At 71.8% G+C, this 13,654-nt stretch carries 13 protein-coding genes; 5 read left to right on the top strand and 8 right to left on the bottom strand.

Annotated features, from left to right (window positions below; genetic code table 11):
• Positions 1 to 12: 12 nt before the first annotated feature.
• From PVT71_RS27150 to PVT71_RS27180, 7 genes are read right to left on the bottom strand one after another with little or no spacing between them, the layout of a single operon-like run.
• Positions 13 to 1,221 (bottom strand): hypothetical protein, encoded by a 1,209-nt coding sequence (locus tag PVT71_RS27150; protein ID WP_353476352.1) that lies wholly within the window; start codon positions 1,219 to 1,221, stop codon positions 13 to 15.
• Positions 1,215 to 1,868: a hypothetical protein gene (locus PVT71_RS27155; RefSeq protein ID WP_353476353.1), complete on the bottom strand. Its 654-nt coding sequence runs from the start codon at positions 1,866 to 1,868 to the stop codon at positions 1,215 to 1,217. The genes PVT71_RS27150 and PVT71_RS27155 overlap by 7 nt, the downstream gene beginning before the upstream one ends.
• Positions 1,865 to 2,800: a VWA domain-containing protein gene (locus PVT71_RS27160; RefSeq protein ID WP_353476354.1), complete on the bottom strand. Its 936-nt coding sequence runs from the start codon at positions 2,798 to 2,800 to the stop codon at positions 1,865 to 1,867. The genes PVT71_RS27155 and PVT71_RS27160 overlap by 4 nt, the downstream gene beginning before the upstream one ends.
• Positions 2,797 to 3,753: a VWA domain-containing protein gene (locus PVT71_RS27165; protein ID WP_353476355.1), complete on the bottom strand. Its 957-nt coding sequence runs from the start codon at positions 3,751 to 3,753 to the stop codon at positions 2,797 to 2,799. Before PVT71_RS27165 ends, PVT71_RS27160 begins: the two co-directional genes overlap by 4 nt.
• A complete protein-coding gene (locus PVT71_RS27170) occupies positions 3,750 to 4,121 on the bottom strand; it encodes a hypothetical protein (protein ID WP_353476356.1) in 372 nt (123 codons plus the stop codon). Before PVT71_RS27170 ends, PVT71_RS27165 begins: the two co-directional genes overlap by 4 nt.
• Complete coding sequence (locus PVT71_RS27175; protein WP_353476357.1) at positions 4,118 to 4,954, bottom strand: DUF58 domain-containing protein; 837 nt, start codon at positions 4,952 to 4,954, stop codon at positions 4,118 to 4,120. Before PVT71_RS27175 ends, PVT71_RS27170 begins: the two co-directional genes overlap by 4 nt.
• Entirely contained in the window at positions 4,951 to 5,928 is a 978-nt protein-coding gene (locus PVT71_RS27180) for a MoxR family ATPase (RefSeq protein ID WP_353476358.1), read from the bottom strand. The genes PVT71_RS27175 and PVT71_RS27180 overlap by 4 nt, the downstream gene beginning before the upstream one ends.
• 174 nt (positions 5,929 to 6,102) lie before the next feature.
• Here PVT71_RS27180 and PVT71_RS27185 point away from each other — a divergent pair, with 174 nt between their 5' ends.
• Both PVT71_RS27185 and PVT71_RS27190 read left to right on the top strand, forming a co-directional pair.
• Positions 6,103 to 7,437 (top strand): sensor histidine kinase, encoded by a 1,335-nt coding sequence (locus PVT71_RS27185; RefSeq protein WP_353476359.1) that lies wholly within the window; start codon positions 6,103 to 6,105, stop codon positions 7,435 to 7,437.
• On the top strand, positions 7,434 to 8,105 hold the full coding sequence (locus PVT71_RS27190; protein WP_353476360.1) for a response regulator transcription factor: 672 nt from the start codon (positions 7,434 to 7,436) through the stop codon (positions 8,103 to 8,105). The genes PVT71_RS27185 and PVT71_RS27190 overlap by 4 nt, the downstream gene beginning before the upstream one ends.
• A 103-nt stretch (positions 8,106 to 8,208) precedes the next feature.
• Here PVT71_RS27190 and PVT71_RS27195 read toward each other — a convergent pair whose 3' ends face one another.
• Positions 8,209 to 10,209, bottom strand: a complete 2,001-nt coding sequence (locus PVT71_RS27195) for a TonB-dependent receptor (RefSeq protein WP_353476361.1) — start codon at positions 10,207 to 10,209, stop codon at positions 8,209 to 8,211.
• A 457-nt stretch (positions 10,210 to 10,666) separates the two neighbouring features.
• Here PVT71_RS27195 and PVT71_RS27200 point away from each other — a divergent pair, with 457 nt between their 5' ends.
• From PVT71_RS27200 to PVT71_RS27210, 3 genes are read left to right on the top strand one after another with little or no spacing between them, the layout of a single operon-like run.
• The gene (locus PVT71_RS27200; RefSeq protein WP_353476362.1) at positions 10,667 to 11,722 is read left to right on the top strand and encodes a ChuX/HutX family heme-like substrate-binding protein; all 1,056 of its coding nucleotides are present in this window, start codon (positions 10,667 to 10,669) and stop codon (positions 11,720 to 11,722) included.
• On the top strand, positions 11,719 to 12,585 hold the full coding sequence (locus tag PVT71_RS27205; RefSeq protein ID WP_353476363.1) for an ABC transporter substrate-binding protein: 867 nt from the start codon (positions 11,719 to 11,721) through the stop codon (positions 12,583 to 12,585). Before PVT71_RS27200 ends, PVT71_RS27205 begins: the two co-directional genes overlap by 4 nt.
• A 1-nt stretch (position 12,586) precedes the next feature.
• Positions 12,587 to 13,654 carry an iron ABC transporter permease gene (locus tag PVT71_RS27210; RefSeq protein WP_353476364.1) on the top strand — a complete coding sequence of 356 codons (1,068 nt, stop codon included), beginning with the start codon at positions 12,587 to 12,589 and terminating at the stop codon, positions 13,652 to 13,654.

Consider the following 13,654-nt stretch of genomic DNA (forward strand, 5'->3'; position numbering starts at 1 on the left):
ATATGCCCTGCGTCAGGTCAGGACCATCTTTGACCGGCCAGCAACCGCTTCCCGGACGGCCCGGTGCATTTCCCCGAGATGTCGGGACGCTGGCCGGTCCTGCCCGCCGAAGATCGCCGCATCCACGCTCGAAAGCAGCGTCTCCCGGACGTCCGGCGCGACACCGCAGAGGCGCAGCGCCAGAGCGGCCTCGCGCCTGTACTCCGTGAGCCTTCCCCGGCGCAGCAGGTAGCCGAGCCGGAGCAGCAGAAAACGGGTTCGGATCCCGGTCAGCAGCACGCGCCCCGGGTCGGCGCGAAGGCGCCCATTGCCCAGCGACACCGCCAATCCCGCCAGGCACGCGATCAGCCCCGTCGCCAGCGGCAGACCCGCCGGGCCAAGCCCGCTGGTCCAGCCGGATCTCGCGTTGTTCGCAAAGCTCGCGTAGCCGATCGGGGAAGCCGGGAGGATGGCCGTCGCAGAACGCCCGAGGGTGGTGTCGTAATAGGCGATGGTGGCCTCGGGAATGACGCCGGGCTCGCCGGTGACCGGCCGCAGTTTCCAGCGCCATTCGACCGTGGTGACCGGGCCCTCCGGCGTCACGTCCATGTTGACCTGCGCCGGCGGCGAGAAGGTGATGAGCCACGGCTCGCGCAGGGGCGGCTGCCGCGGCATCATCTCGGGCGTCGCCCCGAGGGCCCGCAGGATCACCCGCCGCTCGACCAGTTGCCCGTCCTCGAGCACGGCGGGGTCGGCGCTCCAGTGGTCCGAAACCTCCAGCGCCCGCACCGGCAGCCACGGCGCCTCCCCGGTGACCGGCCTCGGCCGCACCTCGATACCGACCGGGCGCGAGCGCAGGAGGCGCGTCGCCCGTCCCCCGCCGGGCACCACAAGTTCCAGCTGGTGCACGATGGCGGGGATCTCGAGCCGCCCCGACCGTTTCGGGTAGAAGGCGATCCGCCGCTCCATCACCCGCGCGGCGCGGCCGTCCACGAGCTCTTGCCGCCAATGGTCCTGACCGAGCCGGATCCAGTCGAAATCGGTCATCCTGCGCAGCTTGAGCTCTTCGCGGGCGATGGTCTCGCGGTAGACGCCCCGGATGGTCCCGAGGACCATCTCGCCCTCGAAGGCGGGCGTCTCGCGCGGGTCGAGCACGAGCTCGAGCGAGAGCGTCTCGTCCTGCGCGAACGCGGCGCCGGACAGCATCACGAGGCAGGCGATCAGCGACAGCAGCCTCACCATCGCGATGCCTCCGCCGCCGCGGCCTCGCCGGTCTCGACCCGGCGCTCGAGTTCGGCGGCGAGCCGCGCCTTGAGATACTCGCCCGGCGCATCCGCCAGCGAGGCGATCCATTTCGCGCTCGCCGCGACGCTGCGGTCGCGGGTGACGCCGCGCTTGAGCGCATCGCGGTCGGTCACCCAGTCGAGCGTCCTGACCGGCGCCATGGGATCATCCGTGTCGAAGGTGTCGGCCTCGAACCCCCGCTCGGCGAGCAGCGCCTTGATCCGCCCGTGGCCCATCGCCTCGCCGACCACCGGATCGACGAGGGCGCTCACCACCTGCCGGTTGTGCTTGGCGTCGGCGTCGTAGCGGTCGGCGAAGAGCACGGCATCGAAATAGGCCACCGAGAGCTGGTAGCTGCCGCTGGCCGCCAGCGTCATGCCGCGGTTGTAGGTGGCACTGCGGCCGACCGCGGCAAAGGCGGTATCGGCCTCGTCATACCGCCCGGCAGAGTAGAGCGCCGCCCCCCGCGCGGCGTCATCGGTGAGCAGCGGCAGGGCGAGGCCGGGCGCCCCCAGCCGCCAGGCCACCTTGGCCCAGGCGTCCGGTCCGGCGGCGAGGGCGCAGAGTGCGGCGATTGCCAGCGTGACGAGCTCGCGCCGCGTCATGGCGCTTTCCTCCGCCGGAAGAGCGGCAGCATGGCGGCGAAGGCCAGCGCGACGAGAAGGCGCCCGTGATCCTCGAACAGCAGCGTCCGCCGCGCCGTCTCGGCAAGCCCCGCGCCGGTCCGGTCCTGCAGGAGCGCCTCGAGCGCCGCCGTGTCGCCCGCCTCCACCAGCCTGCCGCCGCCCACGGCCACGAGCGCGGCAAGCGCCGCCCGGTCCGGCGGCGGCGCCCCGTAGGGCGGCGCGCCTGGCGCCACGAAGACCGCCGACAGCCGGATGCCGTCTGCCGCCATGTCGCGGGCAATGGCCTGCGCCTCGGGCCCCACCGCGCCGCCGTCCGAGACCAGCACCACGTCGGGGCGCTCGGCCGCGGCGTCGCGCAGGGCGTCGCGGGCCATCGCAAGCGCCCGGTCAGGGCGGCTCCCGGCCACCGGCATCGTGCCGGCGTCGAGGACGGCGATGGCGCTCTGCAGGGGCTCGGGGTCCTCGACCGGGACGCTGACGAGGAAGCTCTCGGAGGCGAAGACGGCCAGCGCGACGGGCCGCGTGCCGTGCCGGTCGATCACCCGCGACACCGCCGCCTGCGCCGCGCCAAGGCTGCCGCCCTCGGTTATCGAGGGCGAGAGGTCGAGCAGGATCATCACCGCGTCGAGATTGCGGAAGGCGGGCGCGTCGGCGTTCCGCGTCGCCGGGCCTGCAAGGCCGAACGACAGCAGCGCCGCGGCACCGCCGAGCCAGCGCGGCCGCGGATCGGGACGCGCCTCGATCACATGGCCGAGGCGGCGCAGCACGGCAAAGAGCTCGGCGTCGACGACCTGTCGCCACGCGCCCAAGCCATCGGCACGGCGCAGGGCCAGCACCGTCGCGAGCGCCAGCACCGGCAGGGCGGCCAGCCACCACGGGCGCATGAGGACGAGGGGGCCAAGCTCGATCATGCCGCCTCCCGCCCGGTGAGATACAGGGCGATCGCGAGCAGGACCAGCGCCGCCGCCGCGGGCCAGACCCAGAGCTCGCGCCAGCCGCGGATCGGCGGCGCCTTGGCCGGGCTCGGCTCGAGCGTGTCGATCGCCTCGGTCACCGCGCGCAGGTCATCGGTCGTCCGGACCCGGAACATCGTGCCGCCCGACAGCTGCGCGATGTCGCGCAGCGTCGCCGTGTCGACCGCGTCGCGCGTGCCGGGCGCGGTCTCGAGATCCTGAGGCCCCAGCGCGATGGTGTGGATGCGGATGCCGAGATCCTTCGCGACCTCCGCCGTCGCGACCGGATCGACGGCGCCGGAGGTGTCCTGCCCGTCCGAGAGCAGGATCACCACCCGGCTTTTCGCGTCGCGCTCGCGCAGCCGCTTGATCGCCAGCCCCAGCCCGTCGGCGATGGCGGTGGCCTTGCCCGAGACCCCGATCCGCGTGGTGCCGATGACCTGCGCGACCGCCGCCACGTCCTGCGTCGGTGCGGCGGCGACATAGGCGCGGTCGCCGAAGACGACGAGGCCGACGCGATCCCCCGCCCTGCCCTCGACGAAGCGCGCGGCGACCGACTGCACCGCCGCCAGCCGCGAGACCTGCCGGCCGTCGAGCGAGAAATCCTCGCGCTCCATCGAGCCCGAGAGGTCGAGCACCAGCACGATGTCGCGGGCCGAGTCCGAGAGGATGTCGAAGACCTGCTCGACGCGCGGGCCCGAGAGCGCCATGACGACAAGCACCCAGGCAAGGCCGGGCAGGACCAGCCTCGCGTGGCGCGCTGCCGAGGTTGCGCGCGCCGGCCGCGCCGCCTCGGCCGGCGCCGGCGGCAGCGCGAGCGCCCCCGGGGCATGGCGCTCGGGCGGCGCGAGCCAGAGGAGCAGCAGCGGCAGGGGCAGCAGCAGGGCTGCGAGGGGGAAGGCGAAGCTCATGCGCGTGGCCCCGCTTCCCGCGCCGCGAGCACGGCGCGTTCGGCAATGGCGGGGTCGAACTCGGCGCCCGGGTCATAGAGCGCCTCCGACAGGCCCGCGGGGGGCGGCAGCTCCATGCGCGCGAGGATCGCGGCCAGCCCCAGCAGCCGCTCGTGACGCCCTAGCCCCGCGAGCGCGGCGATCTCGGCCTTCACATCGCCCCGGGGCGCCACGCGCGGGCGGACGAACACCCGCAGGAGCCTCGCCAGGAGCAGCCCCGCGACAAGGCCGAGCGAGATCGCGCAGAGCGCGTCCTGCAGGCCGAACCGCGCGAATTCCGCGGGCACCCGTATCGGCGCGAGCTGCGAGACGAGTTCCTCGGGGCTCATGCGGCGGCTCCTTCGGCGGCATCGACGACACGGGTGCGGATGGCGAGCTCTTCGAGCAGGTCCGGCGCGCGCCACGGCGCGAAGCGCGCGCCGAGGATGCGCTCGCCGATGCGGACGGAGAAGATGCCTCGCGGCGGATCGCGGTGCAGCGCGTCCCGGATCAGCAGGACCTCGAGCCGGCATTTCTGCATCAGCGCTGCGGCGGCAATGGCGAAATCCGCGCCGGGCAGGTCCATCCCCGTCGCCAGCACCACCGACGCGCCGGGGCGCGCCATCGCGGTCGCGCGCAAGATCGCGGCGCTGAGCGGCTCGCTCCCCTGCCCCGGCGTTTCCAGCGCCGCGGCGTGGCCCTGCACCAGCGCGCCCGCCACATCGAGCATCGCCTGCTCGCGCGGTCTCGGCACCAGCGCCTCGGCGCCGCCGTCGCGCAGGACAAGCAGACCGACCCGGCTCCCCGCCGCGACCGCCCGCCAGCCGACACGCGCCAGTTCCTCCGCCGCCGCGACCGAGCGCAGCCGGCCGCGCGTGCCCCAGAGCATCGGATGCCGGAAATCCGCCAGCAGCAGCACGGTCTGCTCCAACTCCTCGTGCCGCCGCCGAAGCTGCGCGCGGCCGCTCCGGGCGCTCGCCGCGGCGTCGATGTGGCGCGGGTCGTCGCCGTGCTGGAAGGGGCGCAGGTCGAAGATGTCGCCGCCCCGGCCCTGCCGCCTGCCCGAGCGGTGCCCGGTCTCGCTGCGGCTCTCGCCCACAACCATCCCCGCCCCGGCCTCCTCGCGGAGCGCGATCAGCCGCTCGAGCGTGACCTCGGCCCCGGGAACGCTCCGCCCGGTCACAGCGGCCTCACCCTCGCGACGATCTCGGCAAGCAGGCTGCGCGACGTGTCGCCCTCGGCCAGCGCCCGCCATGTCGGGGTCATCCGGTGCGCCAGCACGTCCGGCACCAGCACCTCGACATCTTCGGGGATCGCGAAATCGCGGCCATGCAGGTAGGCCCGCGCCCGCGCCGAGGCCGCCAGCGCCAGCGTGCCGCGCGGCGACACCGGCTGGCGGATGCGGGAGGTCACCGACAGGCCCGGCGCCTCGCGCCGCGTCGCCAGCACCAGCGCCACGATGTAATTTCTCAGCGCCGCGGACAGGTGCACGTCCAGCACCTCGCGCGACATCCGCATCAGATCGTCGCGCGAGACCTTCTCCTGCACCCTCTCCGTCTCGCCGCGGCTCTCGCCGTCGACCAGATCGAGAATGGCCAGCTCCGCCGCCTCGTCCGGCAGGTCCAGCACCACGTGCATCAGGAACCGGTCAAGCTGCGCCTCGGGCAAGGGAAAGGTACCCTCATGCTCCAGCGAGTTCTGCGTCGCGATCACCATGAAGGGCGTCGGCAGTTCAAAGGTCTTGCCCGCCGCGGTGACCTGCGCCTCGGCCATCGCCTCGAGCAGCGCCGACTGCACCTTCGGCGGGGCGCGGTTGATCTCGTCCACGAGGACCAGCCCGTTGAACACCGGGCCGCGCAGGAACTCCATCCGGCCCTCCTCCTGCCGGAAGACCTGCATCCCGGTGATGTCCGAGGGCATGAGGTCGGGCGTGCACTGCACCCGGCCGAGGCTGACCTCCATCGCCTCCGCCAGCCGCCGCACCGCCCGCGTCTTGGCGATCCCTGGCGCGCCCTCGACCAGCACGTGCCCGCCGGAGAGCAGCGCGATCACCATCCGCTCCACGAGGTCGCGGCGCCCGACGAGGCCCCGCGCCACGTGGTCGATCAGGCGCCGCGCCGCGCCCGCACCCGACAATCCCAGAACAACATCCTCCATCCCGCGTCCTCCCTTCGCCGCCCCGAGTGAGCACGCCAAACCCCCATTTTCATAGCCCCTTTTGCCGATCGCGGCGCAGGGCGGGCAAATTGCCCGCGACAAACGGCCCGAATTGCCCGATCCTCGCGAGAGGGGTCCGGCACTCCGGGCCAACGGTCTGAAAGGCACTCCGGCATGAGCCTGCGTTCGGGATTGATAGGGATGCTCTGGCTGGTGACGCTGCTGGCGGGGCTCGCCACGCTGGGCTGGACCGCGGCCGAGGCCTATCACGCCGCCGGGCACGACATGCGCACCACGCTCGCCCGCGCCGGCATGGTGCTCGAGCGCAACTACCACATGGAGCCGCGCGCCGGCGATCCGCACTATGCCGAGTGGACCTCGATCAAGCTGCTCGCCGTGATGGCGCCCGGCACCTGCATCGAGTTCCAGCAGGGCACCATTTCGCCGCGCCGCCTCTGCGCCGGCTGGCAGGTCTTCGGGCCGATCCCGCCCAAGGCTTACCGCGACCTCGCGAAGCGTTTCTTCACCGTGCCGGAGCCGGTCAGCCGCGAGGGCTCGGCCTCGCAGAACGGCGCCTTCACCATCACCGCCTCCTTCGATCCGCTGGCGGTGGCGACGCTCTCGTGGCAGCGGGTGTGCCTCGCGGTCTGGCAGACGCTGGCCATGGCCGCGGGTGTCCTCGCGCTCGGCACGCTGGCGGTGGTCTGGCGGCTCGGGCCGGTGGCGCGGATCGTGCGGGGGCTCGACCACCTTGCGGCGGGTGATCTCGGCATGCAGATCGCGCCCGGTGGCGCGAAGGAGTTCCGGCAGATCGCCGCCGCGCTCAACCAGCTGTCCGGCACGCTGCGGGCGGGCGCCGAGCGGCAGCGCGCGCTGACCCGCAAGCTGCTCGAGGTAGAGGACCGGGAACGCCGCCAGCTGGCGCGTGACCTGCACGACGAGTTCGGCCAGACCCTGACCGCGACCAATGCCCTTGCCGCCTCGATTGCCATCGCCGCGGCGGACCGACCGGACGTGGTGCGCGACGCCCGCAGCATCGGCACCAACATCCGCAGCATGATGGAATGCCTGCGCGGCGCCTTCGCCCGGCTGCGGCCGCCGGATCTCGAGGAGATCGGCCTCTTTGCCAGCCTGCGCACCATGCTGGCGGGCTGGGAGCGGGAGCGCGGCGTGAAGATGGAGCTGAAGATCGACGTGCCCGAGGACCGGGTGCCCGACGCGGTGGCGCTCGATCTCTACCGGATCGTGCAGGAATGCGTCACCAACGCCATGCGCCACGGCGCGCCCGCAACCGTCAGCGTCGAGCTTACCGGCGAGCGGGGCGCGCTGGTCCTGATCGTGCAGGACGACGGCGGCGGGCTCAGCGGCGAGGCACGGGGCGGGCACGGCATTCTCGGCATCCGCGAGCGCATCGAGGCGCAGAGCGGCGCGCTCGACATCCGCGACACCGGCCGCGGCGTGCGGGTCGCGGTCTCGATCCCCATTCCGGCATGGGCGGACGCGGCGTGAGGAAGATCAGCCTGATGATCGTCGACGACCACCCGGTGGTGCGCGAGGGCTACCGGCGGCTCATCGAGCTGCAGCCCGACATGACCATCGTCGCCGAGGCCGAGGACGCGCGCGGCGCCTACGTGCGCTACCGCGAGACCGCGCCCGACGCCGTCATCATGGACGTGACCCTGCCCGGCGCGACCGGGATCGAGGCGCTCCGGCACATCCGCCAGTACAACCCCGATGCACGCGTCGTCGTCTTCACCATGCACCAGGGCGCCGCCTTTGCCCTGAAGGCCATCGAGGCCGGCGCTACCGGCTATGTCACGAAAAGCAGCGACCCCGAGGAACTGATCGCCGCCATCCGCGGCGCGATCGCCGGGCGCAGCATCATCTCTCCCGACCTGATGCGGGCGATCGCCCAGGACCGGATCATGGGCAATGAGACCCGGCTGCGCGACCTCTCGGTGCGGCAGACCGAGATCCTCCGCCTCATCGCGCGCGGCTGGACCGCCGAGCGCATCGCCGACGATCTCGCCATCAGCCGCAAGACGGTCCAGAACAACCACTACCAGATCAAGAGCATCCTCGACCTCGACACCGACGCGAAGCTGGTCTGGTTCGCCCTCGAGGCCGGGCTGGTCGGCGAGCAGGACGGCGCGGGGCATCCGGCGGGACCGGCGTAGGGAACCCGCTCAGAGACCGGCAATGTCCGGCACCCGCCCGAGGGGAAAGCGTGCAAGGGGTCCCCGCCTTTAGGGCCGGACGGGAACCCACGCATTGCCCGGCTCAGAAGGTCATCTGCAGCCCAAGGTAGTAGGTGCGGCCGGGACCGTTGCCGGTCGAGGCATAGGGCAGGTATTCCTCGTCGCCGAGGTTGGCGACCTTTGCGGTGATCAGCAGGTTGTCCGTCGCCTCGTAGCTCGCGAAGACGTCCCAGAGCCCGTAGGCATCGCTTTCCGCCTCGCTGTCGATCGACACGCCCGCGGCGGTGTAGCTGTAGGTCGCGCCCGCCGTCAGGTCGCCGCCGAGGAAGTGGCGGGCCAGCGTGGTCGAGAAGGTCTCGGGCGGCTGCAGCTCGTAGCCCTCGTAGCCCGACGGCGGGGTCGAGTCCGAACTGGTGTAGGACAGCGCCGCCGACCAGAGCTCTGACTCGTAGGCCGCCTCGAGCTCGAAGCCCTGCGTGACCGTCGTGCCGTCGATGTTGTCATAGAAGGCGAGCGTGGTCGGGCCGACCGAGGTGTAGGTGTCCTCCATGACGTAGGCGACGTAATCCTCGACGTTCATCTTGAAGTAGGCGAGCCGCGCGGTCAGCCGGTCGCCCGGGGCGATGATGTTGCCGCGCGCGATGTTGACGCCGATCTCGCCGCCCTCGGTGGTCTCGGCCTGAAGATCGGGGTTCGGCCCGAGGTAGAGGTTGAAGAAGCCGTAGCCGTGGAAGCTTTCCTGCAGGGTCTCCTGCAGCGAGGGTGCGCGGGTGCTGCGCGAGAGGGAGACGTAGGGCTGAAGCCAGTCGTTGACCTGGTAGGCCAGCGTCAGCTTGGGATCGAGGGAGCTTTCGTCGATGTCGACGTCACCCGACTCCAGCTCGTTGTCGAGCCTGCCGTGCAGGCTGTAGTCGCTGTAGCGCAGCGCCGCGGTGATCTCCCACGGGCCGTTCGAGAAGATGTTCTCGGTGTAGACCCCCAGCGTCTTCGCCTCGCCGAAGGTCGGGTTCGCGCCGCCCTCGGCCCCGCCGAGGACATCCTCGTAATACTCGAAACCGTTGGTCGAGGTCAGCACCCAGCTTCCGAGCGCCAGTTCGCTCACGTTGGTGACGTCGAGCCCGGTGGTGATGGTCCGCATCTGCCGCCCGACGTAGGAACCGGTGCCGTCGATCGAGCCGGTGTACTCATTGTCGGTGATCGCGCGGTAGACATTCGCTTTGAGGTTGATCGCCGGGCTGTAGTTCAGACTGTAGCCCAGCTTGTAGAGGTCGGTGGTCATCTCCTGCTCGTAGGAGTTCGAGGCATAGTCCGCGTTCATCCGCGTCGCCAGGACCTCGAGGCTCTGGGTCTCGGTCAGCGCGGTGCGCCCGCGCAGCATGTAGCTGTCGCGGTCCTTGTCGGTGTTGGCCACCTCGTTGCCCGCGCCGTCCTCGAAGGCATCGGCGGTGGTGCGGGCATAGGCGCCGAGGATCGAGCCACGCGCGCCCACATAGGCCGCCGCGCCCATGCGCCCGAAGTCGTCGCCATTGTCGCCGTAGCTGAGCCGGACCCGCCCGCCCGCGCCCTGCCCGTCGACGATGTCCTCGGCCTCGAGCAGCCGGAAGTTCGCCGCCCCGGCCGAGCCGCTGCCCCCCGCGGTCACCACCGCGCCGCGGGTGATGTCGATACCCTGCAGGAATAGCGGCTCGAAATTCGCGTAGCCCTCGGAGGCGTGGCCGTTGAAGCGGAAGGTCTGCGGCACGCCCTCGACCGTCATCGCCACCCGGCCCTGCCCCTGCAGGCCGCGGATCGACACGGCGACGCCCGGCTGCCCGGGGTTGAGGCGGGTCGAGACGCCCGGCGTCTGGCGCAGCACGTCATCGACCGTCGCGGTGCCGCCCTGCGCGGTCACTGAGCTGCCTTCGAGATGCGAGCTGTTCTCGCCCGCGTAGACCGGGGTGCCGTCGGCCGAATAGCCGACGACGATGCGCCCGAGGAAGGTCGCCTCGGGGTCGGCCGCGTCCTGCGCCGCGGCGGATGTCCCGGTCGCCGCCAGCGCCAGCGTGATCGCGGTCGCGCCCCGGAGGAATGCTGCAAGTCTCATCGTCTTTCGTCCTTGTCCCTTCGCCGGCGACGGCCTGCCTGCGGGCGCAGGCAGGCCCCGGCCATGGCGGCGCGCCGGCGCACTCGTTATCGGACGGTGCGGGCCCTTGGCCGACCGTCCTTCGGTTCATGATGTGGGGTGTTCGCTTGCGCAGGCGTCCGGGGGCCGGAAACACGCTCAGCTGGCGCTCTCGAAGGGCTACGCTCTCCGCCCGCCTAAAGTCAAGTGTTTTAGTCTGGAATATGGCACGCGGGAGTTCGGGCACGTCAGATGTGAAGACATCGCCTGATTTCAAGGCATTGCGACGTGTCGTTCCCGCGAGCCACCACGAAGCTCTTGCACCACCTCCACTACCTGAGTAGATAAGTCGGAAATACAGGTGTATTTTCCGCTCCAGCCTAAGCATCCGCCGGGTGCCAGCCAGACATCGCGTCCCCCACATGGCCAGGAGTGACTTATGGCTCAAACCCCGCCGCTTTCCGCGCAGGACATCCGTGCCGCGCGTCTCGAGAAATCCACCCTGCGCGAGCGCGATCTCGCGGAGCAGCTCGGCATCAGCGAGGCTGAACTGATAGCCGCCCACGTGGGTCACGGCGTCACCCGCATCAGCGCCGATCCCGACCGGCTGATGGCCGCCGCCGAGAAGCTGGGCGAGGTTCTCGCCCTCACCCGCACCCCCTCCTGCGTGCATGAGAAGCTCGGGCGGTACGCCAACTACCATTCCGGCGAGCACGCCTCGATGGTGCTCAACGGCGAGATCGACCTGCGCATCTTCCCGCGCCACTGGGTGCATGGCTTCGCGCTCGACCAGCAGACCGAAAAGGGCCTCCGCCGCGCGCTGCTGGTGTTCGACGCCGCCGGCGACGCGGTGCACAAGATCCACCTGCGCGACGGCTCGGACCACGAGGCCTGGGCAGGTGTGGTCGCCGATCTCGCGCTCGAGGTGCAGGACGAGACGCTTCAAACCGAGCCGCGCGAGGCCCCCGAGCCCGCGCGCGCCCGCGCCGACCGCGCCGGGGAACTGCGCGAGAACTGGGACAAGCTGACCGACACCCACCAGTTCCTGACGATGGTCAGCCGGCTAAAGATGAACCGGCTCGGGGCCTACCGCGTCGCCGGGGCGCCCTACGTCCGCCCGGTCGCGCCGCAGAGCCTCGAGGCGCTGCTCACCGAGCTTTCGGCGAAACAGGTGCCGGTGATGGTCTTCGTCGGCAACAACGGCTGCATCCAGATCCATTCCGGTCCGGTCACCAATATCAGGATGATGGGCCCCTGGCTCAACGTGCTCGACCCCGGCTTCGACATGCACCTGCGCAGCGACCACGTCGCCGAGGTCTGGGAGGTGCACAAGCCGACCCGGCGCGGCATGGCGGTCTCGGTCGAGGCCTTCGACGCCGAGGGCCGGATCATCCTGCAGATCTTCGGTGTGCGCAAACCGCAGGACCGCGCCGCCGAGTTCGAGGCGATCGCCCGCGCCCTGCCCGAGGTCGCGCCCGCCGAGGTGCTGTCGTGAGGCTCGCCACCTGTCGCCGCCTGACGCTGGCGGCGCTCCTTGCGCTGCCGCTCCTGCCCGCGCCCTCTCGCGCCGGGGAGGCGCAGCGCATCGTCTCGATCGGCGGCTCGGTCACCGAGATCGTCTATGCCCTTGGCGAAGAAGACCGGCTCGTGGCGCGCGACACCACATCGACCTACCCGCCCGAGGTCGCCGCCCTGCCCGACGTCGGCTACATCCGGCAGCTTTCGCCCGAGGGCGTGCTGTCGGTGAACCCCACGCTGGTCCTGACCGAGGAGGGCGCCGGGCCGCCCGAGGCGGTGGATCTGCTGAAGGAGGCCAGCGTCGAGTTCGTCGAGATCCCCGAGGGCTACGACCGCGCCGCCGTGCTCACCAAGATCCGCCGCGTCGCCGAGGTGCTGGGCGTGCCCGAAAAGGGCGAGCGACTCGCCTCGGACGTGGCGGGCGCCCTCGACGACGCGGGCAGGATCGTCGGGGAGGAGACCTCGGGCACCCCGCCGCGCCGGGTGCTCTTCGTGCTGTCGATGCAGGGCGGGCGCATCATGGCGGGCGGCGCGAACACCGCCGCGGACGGGATCATCCGCCTTGCCGGCGGGGTGAACGCCATTGCCGGGTTCGAGGGGTACAAGCCGCTCTCGGACGAGGCCGTCATCTCGGCCGCGCCCGACGTGATCCTGATGATGGCGCGCGGTGGCGCTCTGGCGGTCAGCGATGACGCGCTCTTCGCGCACCCGGCGATCCGGTCCACCCCGGCGGGCGAGGCCCGCTCGGTGCTGCGCATGGACGGGATGAAGCTGCTCGGCTTCGGGCCGCGCACCGCCGAGGCGGCGACCGAGCTTGCCCACGCGCTCGCGGGTGGCTGAGATGGTGGCGATCCATCCCGAGGGCCACCTCGTCGGCGACCGGCGCGGACTGGCCCGCCGCACAAGCTGGGCCCTCGTCGCGCTGCTGCTTGTCGCGGCCTATGCCAGCCTCGCGGTCGGGGCCTCGGGCGTCTCGCTGCCCGCCGCGCTGGCGGACCTGCTGGCGGGCCGCGAGATCGACGCCCGTGCCCGGATCATCCTGTGGGACATCCGCCTGCCCCGGCTGCTGACCGGCATGATGGTCGGCGCCTCGCTCGCGGTGGCGGGCGCGGTGCTGCAGGGGCTCTTCCGCAACCCGCTGGCCGATCCCGGGCTGGTCGGCGTCAGCGCCGGGGCGGGGCTGGGCGCGATCTCGGCCATCGTGCTCGGCGGGCTGCTGCCCGCGGGGATCGCCGGGGTTCTCGGCGCGGCGCTGGTGCCGGTGCTGGCCTTCGCGGGCAGCTGGCTGTCGGTCAGCCTGCTCTACGTGATCGCGACCCGCGGCGGGCACACTTCCGTGGCGACGATGCTGCTGGGTGGCATCGCGCTGGCGGCGATGACCGCGGCCTTCTCGGGGTTGCTCATCTACATGGCCGACGACCAGCAGCTGCGCGACCTCACCTTCTGGAGCCTCGGCTCGCTCGCCGGCGCGTCCTGGGGCAAGACCCTTGCCGCGGCGCCGCTGATGCTGGCCGCGCTCGTCGCCGCCCCGGCCCTCGCGCGCGGGCTCAACGCGCTGGCGCTCGGCGAGGCGGCGGCGCATCACCTCGGCGTCCCGGTGCAGCGCCTGAAGACCGGCGCGATCCTCGTGGTCGCGGCGGCGGTCGGCGCGGCCACGGCGATCTCGGGCGGCATCGGCTTCGTCGGCATCGTGGTGCCGCACCTGCTGCGCCTTGCCACCGGGCCGGATCACCGCGCGCTGCTGGTCAATTCGGGCCTGCTGGGGGCGAGCCTGCTGCTGCTCGCCGATGTGGTCAGCCGCAGCATCGTCGCGCCGAGCGAGCTGCCCATCGGCATCGTCACCGCGGTGATCGGCGGGCCCTTCTTCCTGTGGATCCTGCTGCGCCGGCGCGGCAGCCTGGAGATCTGA

Source organism: Salipiger sp. H15 (genome assembly GCF_040409955.1).
GTDB lineage: Bacteria > Pseudomonadota > Alphaproteobacteria > Rhodobacterales > Rhodobacteraceae > Salipiger.

Excerpts from the sequence above, each read along its gene's own strand:
- PVT71_RS27180 (WP_353476358.1), bottom strand. The coding sequence starts at position 5,928 with ATGGAGGATGTTGTTCTGGGATTGTCGGGTGCGGGCGCGGCGCGGCGC.
- PVT71_RS27155 (WP_353476353.1), bottom strand. The coding sequence starts at position 1,868 with ATGACGCGGCGCGAGCTCGTCACGCTGGCAATCGCCGCACTCTGCGCC.
- PVT71_RS27185 (WP_353476359.1), top strand. The coding sequence starts at position 6,103 with ATGAGCCTGCGTTCGGGATTGATAGGGATGCTCTGGCTGGTGACGCTG.
- PVT71_RS27210 (WP_353476364.1), top strand. The coding sequence starts at position 12,587 with ATGGTGGCGATCCATCCCGAGGGCCACCTCGTCGGCGACCGGCGCGGA.
- PVT71_RS27170 (WP_353476356.1), bottom strand. The coding sequence starts at position 4,121 with ATGAGCCCCGAGGAACTCGTCTCGCAGCTCGCGCCGATACGGGTGCCC.
- PVT71_RS27150 (WP_353476352.1), bottom strand. The coding sequence starts at position 1,221 with ATGGTGAGGCTGCTGTCGCTGATCGCCTGCCTCGTGATGCTGTCCGGC.
- PVT71_RS27160 (WP_353476354.1), bottom strand. The coding sequence starts at position 2,800 with ATGATCGAGCTTGGCCCCCTCGTCCTCATGCGCCCGTGGTGGCTGGCC.
- PVT71_RS27195 (WP_353476361.1), bottom strand. The coding sequence starts at position 10,209 with ATGAGACTTGCAGCATTCCTCCGGGGCGCGACCGCGATCACGCTGGCG.
- PVT71_RS27165 (WP_353476355.1), bottom strand. The coding sequence starts at position 3,753 with ATGAGCTTCGCCTTCCCCCTCGCAGCCCTGCTGCTGCCCCTGCCGCTG.
- PVT71_RS27200 (WP_353476362.1), top strand. The coding sequence starts at position 10,667 with ATGGCTCAAACCCCGCCGCTTTCCGCGCAGGACATCCGTGCCGCGCGT.